The sequence below is a fragment of the Pseudomonas fakonensis genome, from assembly GCF_019139895.1.
GTDB classification, from domain to species: Bacteria; Pseudomonadota; Gammaproteobacteria; order Pseudomonadales; family Pseudomonadaceae; genus Aquipseudomonas; species Aquipseudomonas fakonensis.
In genome coordinates this window covers 1,426,120-1,444,903 of sequence record NZ_CP077076.1, presented here as the reverse complement: position 1 = coordinate 1,444,903, position 18,784 = coordinate 1,426,120, and the positions used below count along the sequence as shown (strand labels likewise).

Here is an 18,784-nt window from a genome sequence, read left to right as displayed (position 1 = left end):
TGCCACCAAGCCCAGCAGGATGCTGGTCAGATCCACAACCATGGTTACCCCGAACGCGTCTTGACAGATGGTGCGCAGCTTATCAGGCGCGCGGGTGGGTTGCCTGTTCGGGCCCTATCGCCGGCAAGCCGGCTTCTGAAGGGATCGCGTCAGCCCGGCCCTATTCCTCCTGGGCCTGGCACAGTCGGGCGTACTCCTGCTGCGCGCTCAGGTCACCGGCACGGGCGGCCTGGCGCAGCAGGTCGTGGCCGATGCGCCGGTCACGGGCGTTGCCGCAATCGCGGCAGAGCATCTGCCCCAGGCGGCTTTGCGCCACCACCACGCCCTGGCGCGCCGGCTGCTTGAGCATGCGCCCGGCCAGGTGCTTGACGCTGGGTTTGTCGCCCAGGCGCGGGCTGTCGAGCAGCCACAGGGCCACTTTCAGCGAAAAGCGTTTGTTGGGGGGCAACGGCGAAGAGGATGCACAACTGGCGAGGGGTTTACCGCGAAGCTTCATGACCGACAGCGATGGTGACTCGAGAGGCGCGCCACTCTACTCCTTTTTTGCCGCAATGGCCCGGCCACTGCACCATGATGAACATATTTTTATGATGTTTTTTTCTTGACGTTACGCGGCCAAAAATGCGCGCCGTGCTCACTACCCCCGATTGTCGGACACTTCATCAAACAGCTGGCACGCCCGTGCTAGAGCAAGCGCTCGGGACAATCCACAGAAGCTGTGGATAACTCGGTGGACAACCCCCTCACCAAGCCCTCAAACCCTTGTGAAATGGGGCCTACAGTCAAACTGACGATTTTTTCACCAGTCAAAATTAGTGTTTTTTTTCATTGACTTAACCCATCAGTCAAGGCATTGGCGAAGCGTCCACAGGCTGTTGCCAAACGGTTACAAGTGTTGAACCAAGTGTGTACAAGTGCACCGGCACGCGGCATGTCCCTGCACGAAAACGGCACATTCGCACCCGTGGGCAGGCATTTCCCCCTCTTCCCAGCCCCCGGCTAAATCGGCATAATGGCCGGCTCCCTGCAACACAAGTAAAAAAACTTCAAAACTCTTGCCAACCCCATTTTCTTGCTGTAGGGTTGCGCCCCGTTAGTACCCAGCTGAAAGTCAATTCCGGCCACCAAGTCCTCAGCAGCTTCGCTGCCCCACCGGACCGGCCTGCTCGATGATTCCCTCCGCATCCCCCTGCCCGAGCACGAATCACGTCACCGATTGATCAGGATCTTCCCCGGCGCCTCGAACCCTGGCCCCGGTGTGCTGCCTGCCTTCTGTCGTACCTACCAGTCAGCCCAAGCGCCCACCTTATTTGCGCCCCTCTGGCTGCCCTGTTCCAGTCAGGTTCTGCGTCTCCTTAATAAAGACGTCACTGGAACGTTTCTATTGTGCACGGATCGAAACCCGTGTCTTACGCAGGAACATCCAAAAACATGAACAAACAACAACAGATCCAAGCCGCCTTCGGTACCCTTTCCCAGGCCTTCGCACCACTCAAGTGCCTGATCGTCGCCCCACGCAAGGGCAGCTTCAGCTTCACCCTGGTGGACGAGCATGGCGTCGCCTGCCATACCGAGCGCCTCTACCCGGAGCAGTACAACCGGGCTGAACCGCTGCAGGCAGTGATCGAGCGCACTCGCCAATCACTGGTTGCATGAATGAATGGCGGCAGATTCACACCATGAATGCATGCCCCGCCCCGCTGCCTGATGGTTCTTGGCTTAATCGCCAGCGGGCATATGCCCCGCACCGTCAGGCTGCAATCGATTTAAAAACAGCCCTTTACATCACGCTTATCACACTACACTTCAACTCGAGCGGCCCTGACCGCTTCCGGCGGGCCTGACCACTCACCAGCTGCCAAGCTCCAGCGCCCGTCGGCCCTTTGCATATGAGGGCATCATGGGCATTGCTGCGAACGAGTTAAGCCAATACGTGATCCGGCCGACGCTGATCTACCTGAACCGCCACTGCGACAGCGCCGAAGCATTGTTACTGGGCGTTGCCGCCAGCCAGTCAGCCTTGGGCTCCGCCCTGCACGACCGACGTGGCCACGGCCTGTACCGCATCACCGGGCAACGCCACCGCGTGCTGTGGGACCACTACCTTGCCCGCGACCCTGAACTTGCCAGCCTGGTCCGCGGCCTGGCCAGCCAGCACGCCTTTCTTGGCGGCCCGCACCTGGAACTTACCGTCAACCTGCGCTACGCCACGGCCATCGCCTGGATGCTGATCGAGGAACAGGCCACGCCACTGCCTGCCGCCGACGACCTGCTGGGCCTGGCGCGTATCTGGCGCCAGACGTTCCACCCGCAAGGCCGCCTGCGCGATTTCACCCTGGCCTGGCAACACTGCATCGAACCAGCACAAGTTCAGGCCTGCTGAGAAACACTCACATTTAAAACCGGAAAAAAGGGAATTTTGGTCGGATTGTCCTACAAAACCGCTCTATCTCCTGCGTTTGAGCCTATAGCGTGGAGCGTGAATTGTTGGTAGCTTTTCGTCCCGGAGAACCCAAGGAGTTTCTAATAATGAAAAAAGCAATGCTCAAGACCTCCCTCGGCGTCGCAGTTGCGGTCGCTTCCAGCCAACTGTTCGCCAGCGGTTTCGCGCTGAACGAACAAAGCATCAGCGGCATGGGGACAGGTTTCGCGGGTCGTTCTTCTTCTGCCGAAGATGCCAGCACCGTGTATGGCAACCCTGCGGGTATGTCACGCCTCAAGCGCGAGCAGATCACCGTGGGCGCCGCTGCCGTAATCGCCAAGTCCGATATCTCGGGCCCGGGCAGCAGCAAAGGGGGGGAAACCGACGGCGACATGGTCCCGTTCGTCGGTGTGCCCATGGGCTACTACGTCAAACCACTGGACGATAACTGGAGCGTCGGTTTCGGCGTTTACGTGCCGTTCGGCCTGGTGACCGACTACGGCAGCGACGACGCCGCCCGCTACTGGGGCAAGAAAAGCCACGTTCAGGTCATCACCTTCCAGCCAACCGTCAGCTACGCCTTCAACGACAAGGTGTCGATCGGTTTCGGCCCGACCATCAACCGCATCGAAGGTGAACTGGGCTCGAACCTGGCAAGCATCTCGCCACTGGCTCCTACCGATGGCGAAGTGAAAATCAAGGGTGACGACACTGCCGTCGGCTACAACATCGGTATTCTGGTGCAAGCCACCGACCGCACCCGCCTGGGCCTGACCTACCACTCGATGGTGGACTACAAGCTCGAGGGCAAGACCAAGATCAACTACCCGTTGCTGGGCTTGAACGACCGCAAGTTCGACGCCAGCCTGAAGATCAAGACCCCCGAGTCGGTAGATTTCTCGGTTACACACGAACTGGATGACCGCTGGACCTTGTTCGCAGGCAGCACCTGGACCCGCTGGAGCCGCCTGGAAAACATCACGGTCAACAACGAAGGCACCTCGGGCGCGTCCGCTCAGTTCGGTACCATCACCGAAGAGCAGAACTGGCACGACACCTGGGCCCACGCCATCGGTGCGTCGTACAAGGTCAACAAGGAGTGGGTGCTGCGTACCGGCTTCTCGGTCGACCAGTCGCCAACCAACAACCACGACCGCTCTCCGCGCATCCCTACTGGCGATCGCAAGATCTTCAGCCTCGGTGCCGGCTGGAGCCCATCGGATGACCTGACCATCGACATGGCCTATTCCTACCTGTGGGAAGAGGATACCAAGGTCAACAACCAGCCTGACAGCGCGATCGAGAATGCGCTCAAGGGCAGCTACCAGGCCAAGTACAAAAACAGCGCCCACGGCCTGGGTGCTTCGCTGACCTACCGCTTCTAAGCTGTTACTGCTGTATGAAAAACCGCCCTGGAGGCGGTTTTTTCATGCCTGCACGGGCCAACGCCCGCCTAGGGCCTGCTGCAGGTAATCGGTGAACGCCCGCACCTTGGCGGTCATGGCGAAACGGTCGGCCAGGCACAGGTAGATGTCCATCGGCTCGGTGCGCGCATAAGCCTCGGCATTGCTGCTGTACTCGAAAAGCGGCACCAGCCGGCCGGCGTCCAGGTGCGGGCGGACGATGAACTCGGCCAGGCGGGTGATGCCGCCGTCATTGAGCGCCATCTGGGTCAAGGCATCGACATCGTCACTGATCAATACCGGGCCGAACTGCGCCTCGAAACGCAATTCGTCACGCATGAAGCCCCAGGTGAGAAAGCGGCCGTCCACCGGGTAGCGGAATACCAGGCAGCGGTGCTCACGCAACGCTTCGGGTGTGGCAGGCCTGCCTGCGGTTGCCAGGTAGCCGGGCGAGGCGCAGCAGATAAAGGGAATGCGGGCGATATGCCGGGCCAGCAGGTGGTCTTCCAGCTGCGGGGTGATACGCAGGCTGACATCGACGTCTTCGCGGGCATGGTTCACCTTGCGGTCAGTCATCACCAACTCTATCGAAAGCAGCGGGTAACGCGCAGCGAACGCCGGGATCAGCGGCGCCAGCACATGCCGGCCAAAGGCTGAAGTGGTAGCGATGCACAGCCGGCCCTGGGGCTCGCTGCCAGGGGTGGTCACCGCCTGCTCGGCCATGGCCAGGTCGCGCTCGATATGGCTTACGCGTTCGTAGTACAGGCTACCGGCCGGCGTCAGGGCCATGCTGCGGGTGGTGCGCGACAACAGGCGCACCTGCAGGTGCGCCTCCAGCCGCGCCAGGTTCTGGCTCACCGCTGCCGGGCTCAAGCCCAATGCGCGGGCACCGCCGGCGATGCTGCCGGCCTCGACCACCTTGATGAAACTGCGAATGGCGTTGAGCAGGTCCATGCCGCCCCCAGGATTCGTAAGTTTCTCTTTATAAAGAACTCAGCATCCAAGGTCTACAGCTGGCAGCCGGCGCATTGCTAACCTGCCGGCTCATTCACCTGCCCGGGAGTTTTCATGACCGAACTGTCTTCCACCCGTAGCCGGCGCAAGCTGCGCCCGGCCGCCACGCCGTACGTGTTCGCCTTCTACATGTCGGCGATCATGGCGCTGCTGATGTGCTTCGTAATCACCGCCGCCAATGCCGGCATCGATGCCCAGTACCTGCACAACGTGCTCAAGGCCTACCAGCTGGCGATGCCGGTGGCCTTCGTCTGTGTACTGATGGTGCGGCCGGTGGTAGTGCGTTTGGTGGCGCTCACCGTGCACCCGCACTAGCCTCGACGGGGCTCCGTGCAGCCCCGGTTTCAGGGTTGCGAGGCAATAGCCTTTTCGATGGCCGCGGTGAATGCCGGGTCGTCAGGTTTGGTCAGGCTGGAGAAGCTGCCGACCACCTTGCCTTTGCGGTCCACCACGTACTTGTAGAAATTCCACTTCGGCGCGCTGCTCTGGCGCGCCAGCTCGACGAACAGCGGGATCGCATCCTTGCCGCGCACCGCCTGGGTCTTGCTCATGGTGAAGGTGACGCCGTAGTTGGCATAGCAGACCTTGGCGGTCTTCTCGGCGTCGGCGTCTTCCTGCTTGAAGTCGTTGGACGGCACCCCAAGCATTTCCAGCCCCTGCCCGTGGTAGGCCTTGTAGGTGGTCTCGAGGCCCTCGAACTGCGGGGCAAAACCGCAATAGCTGGCGGTATTGATCACCACCAGCGGCTTGCCGGCGTAGCGCTGGCACAGGTCGATCTGCTCCTTGCCGCGCAGCTCGGGCAGGCTGCCCTGCAACAGTGCCGGGCAGCCTGCCGCCCAGCTTGAAGTGCTGGCGGCCAGGGCCAGCAGGGGAATCATCAGCCAGTGCGCGCGCTTCATCGGGTACTCCCTAAAACGGTTCCATGAAGGTGCAGGGTAGCGCCTAACACAGGCTCATGCCCAACTGCATCAGCGCCAACCCGCCTTTGTGCCAGCCCCACCACACCAGAGCCAGCACCAGCAGCGCAGCCAGGGCCAGCAGGCCGCGCGCCAGTTGCCGGTTCATGCGGCCTGCGCCTGCAGGCGCGCCACCGGGCGCTCGCGCACCGGCCAGTTGAGCGCGGCGGCCAGCAGGCTGAGCAGGATCGAGATCTGCCAGACCAGCTCGTAACTGCCGGTGTGGTCATACACCACGCCGCCCAGCCAGCCGCCCAGGAAGGCACCCAACTGGTGGAACAGGAACACGATACCGCCGAGCATCGACAGGTTGCGCACACCGAACAGCGTGGCCACGGTGCCGTTGGTCAGAGGCACCGTCGACAGCCACAACAGGCCCATGGCGATACCGAACAGGTAGGCGCTGAACTGGCTCACCGGCGCCCACAGGAACAACACGATCACCACCGCGCGCAGCAGGTAAAGCGCAGTCAGCAGGCGTGGCTTGGACATACGCCCGCCGAGCCAGCCAGCGGTGTAGGTGCCGACGATGTTGAACAACCCCACCAGCGCCAGCACCGTGGTGCCGGTGGTGGCCGGCAGGTGCTGGTCGACCAGGTAGGCCGGCAGGTGCACACCAATGAAGACCACCTGAAAACCGCAGACGAAAAAGCCCAGCGCCAGCAACCAGAAGCCCGAGTGCGAGCAGGCTTCGCGCAGCGCCTGGCCGAGGGTCTGTTCGTTGCCGTGGGCCGGCAGCGGCTTGTCGCGCAACAGGCCGACGAAGGGCACGATCAGCGCCACCAGCAGCCCCAGTACCAACAGCGCAGCGGACCAGCCCAGCCACTGGATCAGCCCGAGGGTACCGGGCAGCATGGCGAACTGGCCAAAGGAGCCGGCGGCGCTGGCGATGCCCATGGCCATGCTGCGTTTTTCAGCCGGCACGGCGCGGCCGACCACACCGAGGATGACCGAGAACGAGGTGCCGGACAGGCCGATGCCGATCAGCAACCCGGCACTGAGCGACAGCGACCAGGCTGAGTCGGCCATGCCCATCAGCACCAGGCCTGCGGTGTAGAGAATGCCGCCGACGATCACCACCTTGGCCGCCCCCAGGCGGTCGGCCAGGGCGCCGGCAAACGGCTGGGCCAGCCCCCAGATGAGGTTTTGCAGGGCGATGGCGAAGGCGAACACTTCGCGGCCCCAGCCGAACTCGGCGCTCATCGGCGCGAGGAACAGGCCGAAGCCATGCCGCACGCCCAGCGACAGCGCCAGGATCAGCGCTGCCCCGAGTAATATCCAACCGCTGGTCCGCCACAGGGATGTCATTGTCGTTGTCTCCAGCCCATCGCAAGGTTTATGCGGGTATATACCCGCTTATCGTCGTTTTTGTTCAGGCAAGCTGTTCCAGCAGGCGTACCAGCGTGTCGCGCTGGCCGTCGCCCAGTTGCGTCACCAGTTGTGCCTGGGCGTGTTCCCAGGCGGGCTGGGCGGCTTGCAGGCGTGCCCTGCCCTCTTCGCTCAGCAGCACCAGGCGGTTGCGCTGGTCGTCGCCGTCGGCGAGCTGTACCAGGCCTTCGGCCTCCAGCACCCGCAGGTTGCGGCCCAGGGTGCTGCGTTCCAGGCCCATAGCTTCGGCCAGGGTGGTGATGCTGGGTTTGTCCAGCCGTTGCACGCTGCGCAGCAGGGAAAACTGGGCGACATTGATGCCGAAGCCGGCGAGGGCTTCGTCGTAATGTCGGCTTACACCGCGGGCGGCGCGACGGAGGTGGGTGCAGATACATTCACTGGTCAGCATGGGTACGTGTATATACCCGCTTTTTGGGTGTTGCAAGGTGTTTCGGGTTTTTGGGGTTCGGGTTCGGGTTCGGGTTCGGGTTCGGGGCTTTAGGGTGATTGCTTTGGTAGATGTATGCGCATTCATTGACGATAAGCGCTTTTCGTCACCTTTCCGCCCTTACGGCGGCCTACTTTGGTCTTGGCCAAAGTAGGCAAAGCCGCCTGCTCCTATCATCCGGCCCCCTACGCTGCGCTTCGGGGGTTCCCTCGCTCCGGGCTTGCTCCGGAGGTACGCGCCGACGGGCCGTCCCTGGCCCGATCGGCGCTCGACCGGCATCCATGCCGGTCGCCCTCCTACGCAATCCCTACGCTCGGCCTCCTGAAGTCGCGATTTGTGTTGCCTGGGCTATTGCGCGCTTAGAAGCAAGATCAAGATCAAGAGCCAGATCAAGAGCCAGATCAAGAGCCAGATCAAGAGCTGGGATATTTGGTTTAATTGTTGTTGATGTGTTGTTTGTTCTGACGCAATCGCGGGGCAAGCCCGCTCCCACGTTAGTTGTGCGCACCAAGTTCTGGCGTGGGAGCGGCGGTGCGCCGCTGCGACTTGCCCCGCGATTCAATCCTGAGTTCCCACGGTGGCAACTAGCGACCGAGCTGCGTACTCACAGGCGCCGCCCCTAACTTCGCGACTTCAGGAGGCCGAACGCAGGGATTGCGCAGGGGGGCGACCGGCATGGATGCCGGTCGAGCGCCGATCGGGCCAGGGACGGCCCGTCGGCGCGTACCCCCGGAGCAAGCCCGGAGTGAGGGTACCCCGGAGCGCTGCGCAGGGGCCGGATGAATGGAGCGATGTACGGGCCACCCACATGGGTTACACAAAAGTTCACTCACATAGGTGACAACACCTGAAGTGTTACATAACCATCATCGGCATCTCGCTCATCGATCCTGCCGAGAATGATTGGGCCGAAAATAACATCCCACACCCCATCCCCGACCTGCTCCAGCCCAATGGTCTGATGCTTGAGCACGTAACCTACGTAGATCCTCAAACCCCGACGGTTGACGATGCCACTTCGATCAGCTGGCAGACTCTCGATATGACTGGGGTAAGTCATTTCAGGTAGTTTTTCCGGGAACGGGCGTGGCGAAGGCTGATAGCAGGACGCTGGTGTTTTCTGCTTCAGTGCTTCGTGGAGCCGCTCGTAATTGTAGTGCTGCCGGAAGCGGTCGAAGTGCCGTTGTTGAGCCTCCCAAGCCACTGCGGGAGGTGACGGAAGCGTACTTTTGAGTGTTCGGTGCATACGCTCGTGCCGACCATTTTGCTCCGGTCTGCCAGGCGCAATACGTTCAGGAATAATGCCCAGGCGCAGCCACCAAATGGACAGCTGGGAGAGCCCCGCACGCCCTTTGCTGGCAAACGGCACGCCGTTATCGGTTCGGATACGTTCAGGTAGCCCGTTCTCGCGAAAGACCTCAGTGAACACAGCCTGTGTCTCCAGGAAGTTCGTGTTGGCCATACTGTGGCACGCAAGCAAGAAACGACTGGCGTGATCCATGATCGTCAACGGATAGCACCAGACCCCAGCGCCTGTCAGAAACTGGCCTTTGTAGTCCGCACTGAATAGCTGATTGGGCGACTCCGCTTTTTCCAGCGGCTTGGGATAGACCGCCACACGCTGGCGCAGGCGTCGCGGCTTGATCAGCTCGGCCTTCTTGAGGATGTTGTAGATCGTTGTCTTGGAAGGGGGCGCCTCGTCAGGAAAACGCTCCTGTAAAGCTGCCTGGATTTTCTTGGGGCCAGGCTCCGTCTGGCCCTGACCACGCAATTCGATGATGGCCTCACGAACGGCGACGGGCACAACCCAATCTTGCGTCAGCCGACGACGGCTGCGTTCCTCCAAGCCTGGCGGACCATCGTTCTCGTAACGCTCTACCCATTTGTAACCGGTCTTTCGACTGATCTCGTAGGCCTCGCAAAGGGCGCTGAAGCTAGGCGCCCCATGGAGATAGTCCGCGATGAAAAGCAATTTCATGTCCATAGGTTTCAGCTCTCGCCAAGGCATGGTCAGACCCTCGAAAAACCGACCATGCCAGTTAAAAACTGTTACCTATGTGCGTGAACTGATTTGTCACCTATGTGGGTGAGTCATACCGCGAGCATTTTTTGCTTACTTTTTGATGCTTCAAAAAGTGAGCCGCCGTAAGGGCGGAAAGGTGAATAAGCGTCAATACAAATAATGAATGCGCATACAAATTCCAAAACCAACCAATACAACTTAAAACAGATCAACAGCGTCTACCACAAGATATAAATCGGGAAACACCAATCACCCCAATGCAAGCCCAACCACCACAGCCAACTCCAACAACTCCAGAAGCGCCCCAGCCGTATCCCCGGTAGCCCCCCCCAACCGCCGACACATCAAAAACCGCAGCCAGGCAAACACCCCCAGCACCAGCAACATCACCGCCCAACCACCCAGCAGCAAACAGCCCAACGTACAACCACCCAGCACCCAAACAGCAGCCCGACGCGGCAGATGCTCAGCCAGCGCCGCTCCCAAGCCACCGGCCCGTACATAAGGCGTAGAAAGAAACAACCCAAGCATCGCCGCCCGCCCCACTACCGGCGCCAGCACCAGCCAGCCACCCGCGCCCCGCTCCACCAGCACCCACAACGCACAGAACTTCAGCAGCAGCACCAGCACCAGCGTAACAACGGCGATCGGCCCACTGCGCGGATCCTTCATGATCTGCAAGGTCCGCTCGCGATCACCGAAACCACCCACCCAGGCATCGGCACTGTCAGCCAGCCCGTCCAGGTGCAAACCGCCACTGAGCAACACCCAAAGCGCCAGCAGCAAGGCCGCGTGCAGAGGCGCCGCCGCGCCCTGCAACAGGCTGCTGGCCAACCACAGCAGCAAGCCGAACAACAGCCCGACCAGCGGATAGAACAACAGCGAACGCCCCATCTCCCGAGGCGCCGGCATGCCCGGCAAACTCACCGGCAAGCTGCTGAGAAACTGCAAGGCGACCCAGAACGGCAGCATCTCAGTCGCCCTCGCGCAGTTGGCCATCGCCAGTCACGCTCAAGCGCACCAAGGCCCCATGCCCGACCTCGACCTGCAGCAATTGCTCACGAGGCAATCCACGGGCCCGCGCCAGCAGCAAGCGCATGACCCCGCCATGGGTCACCAGCAGTACCCGCTTGCCGGCATGTTCGCCCGCCAGCCTGGTGATACTGCCCAAGACGCGCTCGGCAAAATCCAGCACCGGCTCGCCGGCAGGCGGGGTGAAGGCGTATGGGTCATTCCAGAACTGCCCCAATGCATCAGGTTGGGTTTGCATGATCTGCGCGGCGCTGCACCCTTCCCACTCACCGAAATGCAGCTCACGCACCCCAGCTTCGCGCTGCACCGGCAAACCCAGGCGTACGCCCAACTCATCAGCGAACAGCCCGCAGCGCTGCAACGGCGAGCTCACCAGCACATCCCACGGGCCAGCCGTGGCCACGGCTTGGCGCATCTGCGCCCAACCGTGCTCGGTCAGGGCATCGTCCAGGCTGCCGCGCAGGCCGCCACCCAGTTCGGTTTCACCATGGCGCAGCAGGTCGAGGATCATGCCGGGCGGTCCGCTACAGCGGCTTCGGCGAAGGTCGCCATCTGCCCGTGCAGGGCACAGGCCAGGCGCAGCAGCGGCACGGCCAGGGCGGCGCCGCTGCCTTCACCCAGGCGCAGGCCGAGGGCCAGCAACGGCTCGGCCTCAAGTGCCGTCAGCAAAGCTTTATGGCCAGGTTCGGCCCCCTGGTGGGCGAACAACAGCCAAGGCTGGCACTGGGGGTTCAGGCGCACTGCCACCAAGGCGGCGACGCTGCAGATGAAGCCGTCCACCAACACCGCGACGCCCTGCTGGGCACAGGCCAGGTAGGCGCCGGCCAGCGCGGCGATCTCGAAGCCGCCAACACAGCCCAGGGCCTGCAGCGGCTGGTCGGCGCGCAGGCCGTGCAGCATCAGGGCGCGCTCGATCACCTCGGCCTTGTGGCGCACACCGGCACTGTCCAGGCCAGTGCCCGGGCCGCTCAGCTCACGCGCCGGACACCCCAGCAAGGTGCTGGCCAGGGCTGCGGCGGCGGTGGTGTTGCCGATGCCCATCTCGCCGCCGATGAAAAGCTGCGCGCCCTGGGCCACCGCGCGTTGCGCGCTGTCACGGCCGGCCTGAAGGGCGGCGGCCAGTTGCGTGTCGGTCATCGCCGGCTGGCGGGCGAAGTTGGCGGTGCCGGCGCCCAGGCGCAGGTGATGCACGCCCGGCAGCTGCAACGCCAGGTCGATGGTGCCCAGGTCGACCAGCTCCAGGATGGCCCCCAGCTGGCGCGCCAGCACGCTGATCGCCGCGCCGCCGTTGACGAAGTTGCCCAGCATCTGCCCGGTGACCGCTTGCGGGTACGCCGAGATGCCCTCCTCCACCACGCCATGGTCACCGGCAAAAATGGTTATTGCGACCTGCTCCAGGACCGGGCGCTCGCGGCCCTGCAAGCCGGCCAGGCGAATCGCCAGGCCTTCGAGCTGGCCGAGAGAGCCGGCGGGTTTGGTCAACTGCTGCTGACGGGCGCGGGCCTGGTCCATGGCGGCGGTGTCGAGGGGTTGGCAGGCGTCACGCCACCACATCTGGGTCATTGAGCAGGTCCTTGAAGGGGAAATATGTAGGAGCGGCCAGGTCAATCTGCTCACAGCGCAGGGCCCTTGAGCATCAGCGGCAGGCCGGCCACGGTCAGCACCACGCGCTGGCAGCGCTCAGCGGCGGCCTGATGCAGCAGGCCGGCGGCGTCGACATAACGGCGGGTCAGCTCGCCCATGGGCACCACGCCCAGGCCGGTTTCGTTGCTGACCAGAATGAGGGTGCCGGGCAGCGTTTCCAGGCAGTCGAGCAGCGCGTCGCGCTCAGCGGCCAGGCGCTGCGGGTCGTCGAGCATCAGCAAGTTGGTCAGCCACAGGGTCAGGCAGTCCACCAGCAGGCAACGCCCTTTTGCAGCCTCGGCGCGCAGCACGGCGGCCAGGGCCAGGGGTTCTTCGATCAGGCCCCAGTCGGCCGGGCGACGCTCGCGGTGCAGGCGCACCCGTTCGTTCATTTCGCCATCCAGCGGCTCGCTGGTGGCGATGTAGGTGACCGCAAGGCCACTGGCCACAGCCAGTTGCTCGGCCAGGCGGCTCTTGCCCGAGCGGGCGCCACCAAGAATCAGGTTACGCATGGGCGACCCCGCACAGTTGGCGCAGGCGTTCGGTGTCCAGGTGCTGTTCGACCAGGTCGGCCAGGCGCTCGATATCGCGCTCGCGCAGGGCCTCGTAGTCGACGAGCTGCACGTCCTCAAGCCCGGCCCAGCGCAGCAGCGCGGCGCACGACTGGCTGCCTTCGAACAGGCCATGCAGGTAGGTGGCGAGGATTTGCCCGTCGGCGCTGATGGCGCCGTCGCAGCGGCCATCAGCCAGTTGCACGGCCGGTTGTTCGAGCGCCAGGCCTCGGGTAACGCCGGCATGAATCTCATAACCGGCCACCGGCGAGTGCTCCAGCGCCAAAGTGCCGGTAACGTTACGCAACTGCTTTTCTGCCTCCAGCACGGTCTCGTAGTCCAGCAGCCCCAAGCCGTCGCTTGCACCCGCTGGCCCTTCAAGGCCCAGCGGGTCATGCACCTGGCGCCCGAGCATCTGCAGGCCGCCACAGATACCGATCAGCTTGCCGCCATAACGCAGGTGCCGGGCAATGGCCGTGTCCCAGCCACGGGCGCGCAGTTGGGCCAGGTCGGCGCGTACGCTCTTGGAACCAGGCAAAATGATCAGGTCGGCGGGCGGGATCGGCTCGCCCGGGCCGATGAACTGCAAGTCCACCTGCGGGTGCAGGCGTAGCGGGTCGAAGTCGGTGTGGTTGCTGATACGCGGCAGCACCGGGACGATCACTTTGAGCACCCGTTCGCCCTTTTGCCCCTGGCGCCGGTCGATGCCGTCCTCGGCTTCAAGGTGCAGGTCGGTAACGAATGGCAGCACACCCAGCACCGGCTTGCCGGTGCGCTGCTCCAGCCAGTCCAGGCCCGGTTGCAGCAAGGCAATGTCGCCACGGAAGCGGTTGATGACAAACCCCTGCACCCGCGCCTGCTCGCTCGGCGAGAGCAGCTCGAGGGTACCGACCAGGTGGGCGAACACCCCACCGCGGTTGATGTCGGCCACCAGGATCACCGGGCAGTCGACCGCCTCGGCAAAGCCCATGTTGGCAATGTCGCCAGCGCGCAGGTTGATCTCCGCTGGCGAGCCTGCGCCTTCGACCATCACCACGTCATAGCTGCTGTTCAAACGTTCATGGGAGGCCAGCACCGCCTGCATGGCGATGGCTTTGTAGTCGTGGTAGGCCACTGCGTTCATGCTGGTGACCGCACGGCCATGCACGATCACCTGGGCGCCGGTGTCGCTGTTGGGCTTGAGCAGCACCGGGTTCATGTCGGTGTGCGGCGCCAGACGGCAGGCCTGGGCCTGCACCGCCTGGGCGCGGCCGATCTCGCCGCCGTCGGCGGTGACTGCGCTGTTCAGCGCCATGTTCTGCGGTTTGAACGGCACCACGGCGATGCCCTGGCGCAGCAGCCAGCGGCACAGGGCGGTCACCAGGGTGCTCTTGCCGGCGTCGGAGGTGGTGCCTTGCACCATGAGGGTGGTCATGCCGTTTCCTTCTGGTAATCGGCCAGCGCCAAGGCCAGCCGCTGTTCGTCCGCCGCACAGGCGGGCAGGCCCAGACGCACGGCGCCAGGCTCGGTGAACAGGCGCACGAGGATGCCGCGGCGGGCGAGAAAGTCATGCAGCCGGGCCGCGCTTTCGCTGCGCACGTACTGGAAAAGGTCGCAGCCGCCGCTGGGTGGCAGGCCGCTGCTGGCCAGCAGGACGGCCAGGCGCTGGCTGGCTTGGGCGCAGCGCTGTATCTGGGCCTGGTGCGCGGCCTGGTCGACAAAGCAGCTTTGCCCCAGCACCCGGGCCGGGCCGCTGACGGTCCAGGGCCCGAGCAACTCGGCCAGGCGTTGCAACAGCGCAGGCTCGGCAACCACGCAACCCAGCCGCACCCCGGCCAGGCCGAAGAACTTGCCGAAAGAGCGCAGCACGATCAGCCCCGGGCGTTCGGCGCAATCGACCACGCTTTGTTCAGGGGTGTTGTCCATGAAGGCTTCATCGACCAGCAACCAGCCACCGCGCTCGGCCAACCGCGCATGCCAGGCCAGCAGGCGCTCACGCGATACCCGTTGCCCGGTGGGGTTGTTGGGGTTGACCAGCACCAGCGCGTCAAGGCGCTCAAGCTCGCCATCGACCTGGCTTTCATCCAGTTCGACCAGCTGATGCCCGGCCCGCTGCCAGGCCTGCGGGTGCTCGGCATAACAGGGCGACAGCACCCCGACCCGCCCGGCCGGGCGCAGCGTCGGCAGGGCCTGGATCGCGGCCTGCGAGCCGGCCACCGCCAGCAGGTGGCGGGCGCCATAGTACTGGCGCGCCGCCTCCTCGAGGCCGTCCTCGGTTTCTGGCAGGCGGGCCCAGGCATCCGGCGCAATCGGCGGGATCGGGTACGGCCACGGCGCAATGCCGCTGGACAGGTCGAGCCAGTCTTCCCGGGCGATGCCGTACTGCTTCACCGCCCGCAACAGGCGGCCACCGTGTTCAAGCATTCAGGTAAGCCCCCACACAGATCACCAGCAGCCACAACCATACGCCGCGCTGCACCAGCTGCCAGCCGCGCTCGATGGCCTGGGCATCGGCCATTGGCCCTTCGCCCAGGCGCGGGCGCTCGTGCAGCTCACCGTGGTACACCGCCGGGCCGCCCAGTTCCACCCCCAGCGCCCCGGCGCCAGCGGCCATCACCGGGCCGGCGTTGGGGCTGTCCCACTGCGGCGCCTGTTGGCGCCAGCAGCGCAGTGCCAGGCGGGTCTTGCCCAGCAGCGCGTAGGTCAGCGCTACCAGCCGCGCGGGGATATAGTTGAGCCCATCGTCGATACGTGCGGCGCACCAGCCAAAGCGCTCGAAGCGTTCGTTACGGTAGCCCCACATGGCATCCAGGGTATTGCTCAGGCGGTACAGCACCACCCCCGGCGCCCCGCCCACGACGAACCAGAACAAGGCAGCAAACACCGCGTCGCTGCCGTTTTCCAGCACCGACTCGGTGGCCGCGCGGGCCACGGCAGGCTCGTCCAGCTCGCGGGTTTCGCGGCTGACCAAGTAACCCACGCGCTTGCGTGCCTGCTCAAGGTCGCCCTGGCGCAGGGCCTGGGCCACTGGCAATACATGCTCGCCCAGGCTGCGCAGCCCCAGCGCGCAATACAGCGCCAGGGCGTCCACCAGCCAGCCGATGTACGGCAACCACGACAGCACCAGCGCCAGCAGGGTCAGCGGCACCACGGCGATGAACCAGGCGCTGACGCCATGGCTGCGCCAGCCGCGGCCACCGACGTTCAGGCGCCGCTCGATGTTCGCCGCCAGGTTGCCGAAGCCCACCAGCGGGTGACGCCGCCGTGGCTCACCGAGCAAGGCGTCCAGGGCCACGCCTGCGACAGTCAGCAGGGCCACGCTCATGGCCGGTCTCCCCATTGGTTCTCGTACAGCATTTCGCTCAGGAGCCGTTCTTCGGCCCAGTTTTCCATCGCCAGCATCGGTGCCGGGTAGAACTCGCTCACCGGCCCCAGGCACAGCACCGCCACCGCTTTGGCACCGGCCGGCATGCCCAGCAGTTCGCCCAGCGCCTGCGGGTCGAACAGTGACACCCAGCCCATACCCAAGCCCTCGCTTCGCGCTGCCAGCCACAGGTTCTGGATGGCGCAGGCCAGCGAGGCCAGGTCCATCTCCGGCAGGGTGCGGCGGCCGAAGATGTGCGGCTCGCGGTTATCCATCAACGCGGCCACCAGCACTTCGGCGCAGTCGTTGATGCCTTCGACCTTGAGTTTCATGAACGCGTCTGATCGCTCGCCCAGCGCCTCGGCGGTGCGCACCCGCTCCTGCTCCACCAGCGCCTGGATGCGCCCGCGCAGCGCGCGCTGGCTGATACGGATGAAGCGCCAGGGCTGCATCAGGCCGACGCTCGGGGCCTGGTGTGCGGCGGCCAGCAGGCGGCCGAGCTGCTCGGGGGCCACCTCGCCGCCAGCGAAGTGGCGCATGTCGCGGCGCTCGCCGATGGCACGGTAGATGGCCGCGCGCTCGGCGGCGCTGTAGGCGTGTTGGTTCATGGCCGCAGCAGCGCCGCCGCCGCTTCTGGGTGGGACGGGAAGTAGAAGTGCACGTAGGACGCGGTCAGGCGCCCCAGGCGGTAGACCGCCTCGTTGCCGCGCCCGCCGTTGGGGCTCAGGCCGCGGGCGATGGGCTCCAGCGCGGTAGTGGTCAGCGAGTGGTGGTAGGTGTGCCCGCGCAGGGTGCCTTCGGGCAGCTCAACCGCCTGCAGCGCCAAAGCGGCCAAGCGCTTCTGCATGGTTGCCTCGCCCGGCAGCAAACCGAGCAGCTCGGCGCGTTCGCCGGCCACATCCGTCAGCGCATCGAGCAGGTAGAGCATGCCGCCGCATTCGGCCAGCAGCGGCTTGCCCTGCTGGTGGTGGGCGCGGATGGCTTCGAGCATCGGTGCGTTGGCCGCCAGGGCATGGTGATGCAGCTCGGGGTAGCCACCGGGCAGGTACAGGCTCTCCACCGCCGGCAGCTCGTGGTCGTGCAGTGGCGAGAAGAATTGCAGCTGCGCGCCGAGGTTGCGCAGCAACTCCAGGTTGGCGCCGTAGGTGAAGGCGAACGCTTCGTCGCGGGCCACGCCGATACGCACCCCGGCAAGGTGCTGGGCAACCGCTTGCGGTGTGGGCGCAGCAAAGGTGACCGACGGCGGCAGTGCGGCATCGCAGCTGGCCCCCAGGGCCTCGGCGGCGGCGTCCAGGCGCGCGTCCAGGTCGTTCAGCTCGCTGGCCTGCACCAGGCCCAGGTGACGGCTTGGCAGTTCGATGCCGCGCTCGCGGGACAGCCCGCCGTACCAGCGCAGGCCTTCGGTCAGGCTGCCTTCGAGCAACTGCGCATGGCGCAGGCTGCCGACCCGGTTGGCCAGCACGCCGGCAAACGGCAGGTCGCGCTGGTAATGCGCCAGGCCCAGAGCCAGGGCGCCGAAGGTCTGGGCCATGGCGGTGCCGTCGATCACCGCCAGCACCGGCACGCCGAAGTGGCGGGCAAGGTCGGCGCTGGACGGAGTGCCGTCGAACAGCCCCATCACGCCCTCGATCAGGATCAGGTCCGCGTCCGCCGCGGCTTCCCACAACAGCCGCCGGCTCTCGTCGGCGCCGATCATCCACAGGTCGAGCTGGTACACCGGCGCGCCGCTGGCGCGCTCGAGAATCATCGGGTCGAGAAAGTCCGGGCCGCACTTGAACACCCGCACTTTGCGCCCGTGGTTGCGGTGCAGGCGAGCCAGGGCGGCGGTGACGGTGGTCTTGCCCTGGCCCGAGGCCGGGGCGGCAATCAGCACTGCGGGGCAGTGACGGGGCTGGCTCACAGTTCCACGCCCTTTTGCGCGCGAATACCGGCCTGGAAGGCGTGCTTGAGCATGCCCATTTCAGTGACGGTGTCGGCGAGCTCGATCATTTCCGGCTTGGCCGCGCGGCCGGTGACGATCACGTGCTGCATCGGCGGGCGGGCCTGGATGTCGCTCAATACCTGGTCGAGGTCGAGGTAGCCGTGCTTGAGGGCGATGTTCAGCTCGTCGAGCACCACGAACTGCACCGACTCATCCTGCAGCAGCTGGCGCGACACCGCCCAGGCGGCTTCGGCGGCGGCGATGTCGCGCTGGCGGTCCTGGGTTTCCCAGGTGAAGCCCTCGCCCATCACGTGGTAGCGCACCTGCTCGGGGAAGCGGCGAAAGAACAGCTCTTCGCCGGTGCTGTTGCGGCCCTTGATGAACTGCACCACACCGCACTGCATGCCATGGCCCAGCGCCCGGGCGAGCATGCCGAAGGCCGAGCTGCTCTTGCCCTTGCCGTTGCCGGTCAGTACCAGCAGCAGGCCGCATTCGTTGGGGGAATTGGCGATGCGCTCGTCGATGATCGCCTTCTTGCGCTGCATGCGCGCCAGGTGGCGTTCGTCGCGTTCGGTGGGTTCGCTCATCAGGGGTCTCCGCGAGGCTGCCGCGACGCGGCGGCAGGTAAAAGGCGGGCAGACGGAGAACGCGCAGGGGCCGTGGCACAGGCCACATCGCTC

The 18,784-nt window shown here is 64.8% G+C and carries 20 protein-coding genes and 1 pseudogene; 4 read left to right on the top strand and 17 right to left on the bottom strand.

Translation table 11 applies throughout. The features are described from left to right. Positions 1-166: 166 nt before the first annotated feature. Positions 167-496: pseudogene (locus tag KSS94_RS06605) on the bottom strand (sel1 repeat family protein); the annotation flags it as partial. A 935-nt stretch (positions 497-1,431) separates the two neighbouring features. On the opposite strand from KSS94_RS06605, the gene KSS94_RS06600 reads away from it, so the two are divergent. The 3 genes from KSS94_RS06600 (at position 1,432) to KSS94_RS06590 (ending at position 3,807) form a co-directional block, all read left to right on the top strand. Then, positions 1,432-1,656 carry a hypothetical protein gene (locus tag KSS94_RS06600; RefSeq protein ID WP_217842221.1) on the top strand — a complete coding sequence of 75 codons (225 nt, stop codon included), beginning with the start codon at positions 1,432-1,434 and terminating at the stop codon, positions 1,654-1,656. A gap of 244 nt (positions 1,657-1,900) precedes the next feature. Next, entirely contained in the window at positions 1,901-2,383 is a 483-nt protein-coding gene (locus KSS94_RS06595; RefSeq protein ID WP_217842220.1) for a hypothetical protein, read from the top strand. Positions 2,384-2,529: 146 nt separating this feature from the next. Next, positions 2,530-3,807, top strand: coding sequence for an OmpP1/FadL family transporter (locus KSS94_RS06590; protein ID WP_217842219.1), 1,278 nt, complete (start codon positions 2,530-2,532; stop codon positions 3,805-3,807). 42 nt (positions 3,808-3,849) lie between these two features. Here KSS94_RS06590 and KSS94_RS06585 read toward each other — a convergent pair whose 3' ends face one another. Beyond that, positions 3,850-4,779 (bottom strand): LysR family transcriptional regulator, encoded by a 930-nt coding sequence (locus KSS94_RS06585; RefSeq protein ID WP_217842218.1) that lies wholly within the window; start codon positions 4,777-4,779, stop codon positions 3,850-3,852. 114 nt (positions 4,780-4,893) lie between these two features. Here KSS94_RS06585 and KSS94_RS06580 point away from each other — a divergent pair, with 114 nt between their 5' ends. After that, complete coding sequence (locus tag KSS94_RS06580; RefSeq protein ID WP_217842217.1) at positions 4,894-5,154, top strand: DUF2798 domain-containing protein; 261 nt, start codon at positions 4,894-4,896, stop codon at positions 5,152-5,154. Between the two features lie 29 nt (positions 5,155-5,183). Here the strand turns inward: KSS94_RS06580 and KSS94_RS06575 are convergent, their stop codons facing one another. The 15 genes from KSS94_RS06575 to cobO all read right to left on the bottom strand — a co-directional run bounded on the left by KSS94_RS06575 (position 5,184) and on the right by cobO (position 18,691). After that, on the bottom strand, positions 5,184-5,738 hold the full coding sequence (locus KSS94_RS06575) for a glutathione peroxidase (protein ID WP_217842216.1): 555 nt from the start codon (positions 5,736-5,738) through the stop codon (positions 5,184-5,186). Positions 5,739-5,781: 43 nt separating this feature from the next. After that, complete coding sequence (locus tag KSS94_RS27340; RefSeq protein WP_263975044.1) at positions 5,782-5,904, bottom strand: hypothetical protein; 123 nt, start codon at positions 5,902-5,904, stop codon at positions 5,782-5,784. Further along, complete coding sequence (locus KSS94_RS06570) at positions 5,901-7,103, bottom strand: MFS transporter (protein WP_369990211.1); 1,203 nt, start codon at positions 7,101-7,103, stop codon at positions 5,901-5,903. Before KSS94_RS06570 ends, KSS94_RS27340 begins: the two co-directional genes overlap by 4 nt. Positions 7,104-7,167: 64 nt before the next feature. After that, positions 7,168-7,572 (bottom strand): MarR family winged helix-turn-helix transcriptional regulator, encoded by a 405-nt coding sequence (locus KSS94_RS06565; protein WP_217842215.1) that lies wholly within the window; start codon positions 7,570-7,572, stop codon positions 7,168-7,170. An 868-nt stretch (positions 7,573-8,440) separates the two neighbouring features. Beyond that, positions 8,441-9,619: an integrase core domain-containing protein gene (locus KSS94_RS06560; protein ID WP_217838874.1), complete on the bottom strand. Its 1,179-nt coding sequence runs from the start codon at positions 9,617-9,619 to the stop codon at positions 8,441-8,443. 264 nt (positions 9,620-9,883) lie between these two features. After that, complete coding sequence (locus KSS94_RS06555; protein ID WP_217842214.1) at positions 9,884-10,606, bottom strand: adenosylcobinamide-GDP ribazoletransferase; 723 nt, start codon at positions 10,604-10,606, stop codon at positions 9,884-9,886. A gap of 1 nt (position 10,607) precedes the next feature. Continuing rightward, positions 10,608-11,177: an alpha-ribazole phosphatase family protein gene (gene cobC, locus KSS94_RS06550; RefSeq protein WP_217842213.1), complete on the bottom strand. Its 570-nt coding sequence runs from the start codon at positions 11,175-11,177 to the stop codon at positions 10,608-10,610. Then, positions 11,174-12,229 (bottom strand): nicotinate-nucleotide--dimethylbenzimidazole phosphoribosyltransferase, encoded by a 1,056-nt coding sequence (cobT, locus tag KSS94_RS06545; protein ID WP_217842212.1) that lies wholly within the window; start codon positions 12,227-12,229, stop codon positions 11,174-11,176. Before cobT ends, cobC begins: the two co-directional genes overlap by 4 nt. Positions 12,230-12,279: 50 nt before the next feature. Continuing rightward, complete coding sequence (gene cobU / locus KSS94_RS06540; protein ID WP_217842211.1) at positions 12,280-12,801, bottom strand: bifunctional adenosylcobinamide kinase/adenosylcobinamide-phosphate guanylyltransferase; 522 nt, start codon at positions 12,799-12,801, stop codon at positions 12,280-12,282. Next, on the bottom strand, positions 12,794-14,254 hold the full coding sequence (locus KSS94_RS06535) for a cobyric acid synthase (RefSeq protein ID WP_217842210.1): 1,461 nt from the start codon (positions 14,252-14,254) through the stop codon (positions 12,794-12,796). The genes cobU and KSS94_RS06535 overlap by 8 nt, the downstream gene beginning before the upstream one ends. Next, positions 14,251-15,243, bottom strand: a complete 993-nt coding sequence (gene cobD / locus KSS94_RS06530) for a threonine-phosphate decarboxylase CobD (protein WP_217842209.1) — start codon at positions 15,241-15,243, stop codon at positions 14,251-14,253. Before cobD ends, KSS94_RS06535 begins: the two co-directional genes overlap by 4 nt. Next, entirely contained in the window at positions 15,236-16,144 is a 909-nt protein-coding gene (gene cbiB / locus KSS94_RS06525) for an adenosylcobinamide-phosphate synthase CbiB (protein ID WP_217842208.1), read from the bottom strand. Before cbiB ends, cobD begins: the two co-directional genes overlap by 8 nt. Beyond that, complete coding sequence (bluB, locus tag KSS94_RS06520; RefSeq protein ID WP_217842207.1) at positions 16,141-16,791, bottom strand: 5,6-dimethylbenzimidazole synthase; 651 nt, start codon at positions 16,789-16,791, stop codon at positions 16,141-16,143. Before bluB ends, cbiB begins: the two co-directional genes overlap by 4 nt. After that, complete coding sequence (locus tag KSS94_RS06515) at positions 16,788-18,083, bottom strand: cobyrinic acid a,c-diamide synthase CobB (RefSeq protein ID WP_217842206.1); 1,296 nt, start codon at positions 18,081-18,083, stop codon at positions 16,788-16,790. Before KSS94_RS06515 ends, bluB begins: the two co-directional genes overlap by 4 nt. Beyond that, a complete protein-coding gene (gene cobO, locus KSS94_RS06510; RefSeq protein WP_217842205.1) occupies positions 18,080-18,691 on the bottom strand; it encodes a cob(I)yrinic acid a,c-diamide adenosyltransferase in 612 nt (203 codons plus the stop codon). Before cobO ends, KSS94_RS06515 begins: the two co-directional genes overlap by 4 nt. Positions 18,692-18,784: the final 93 nt, after the last annotated feature.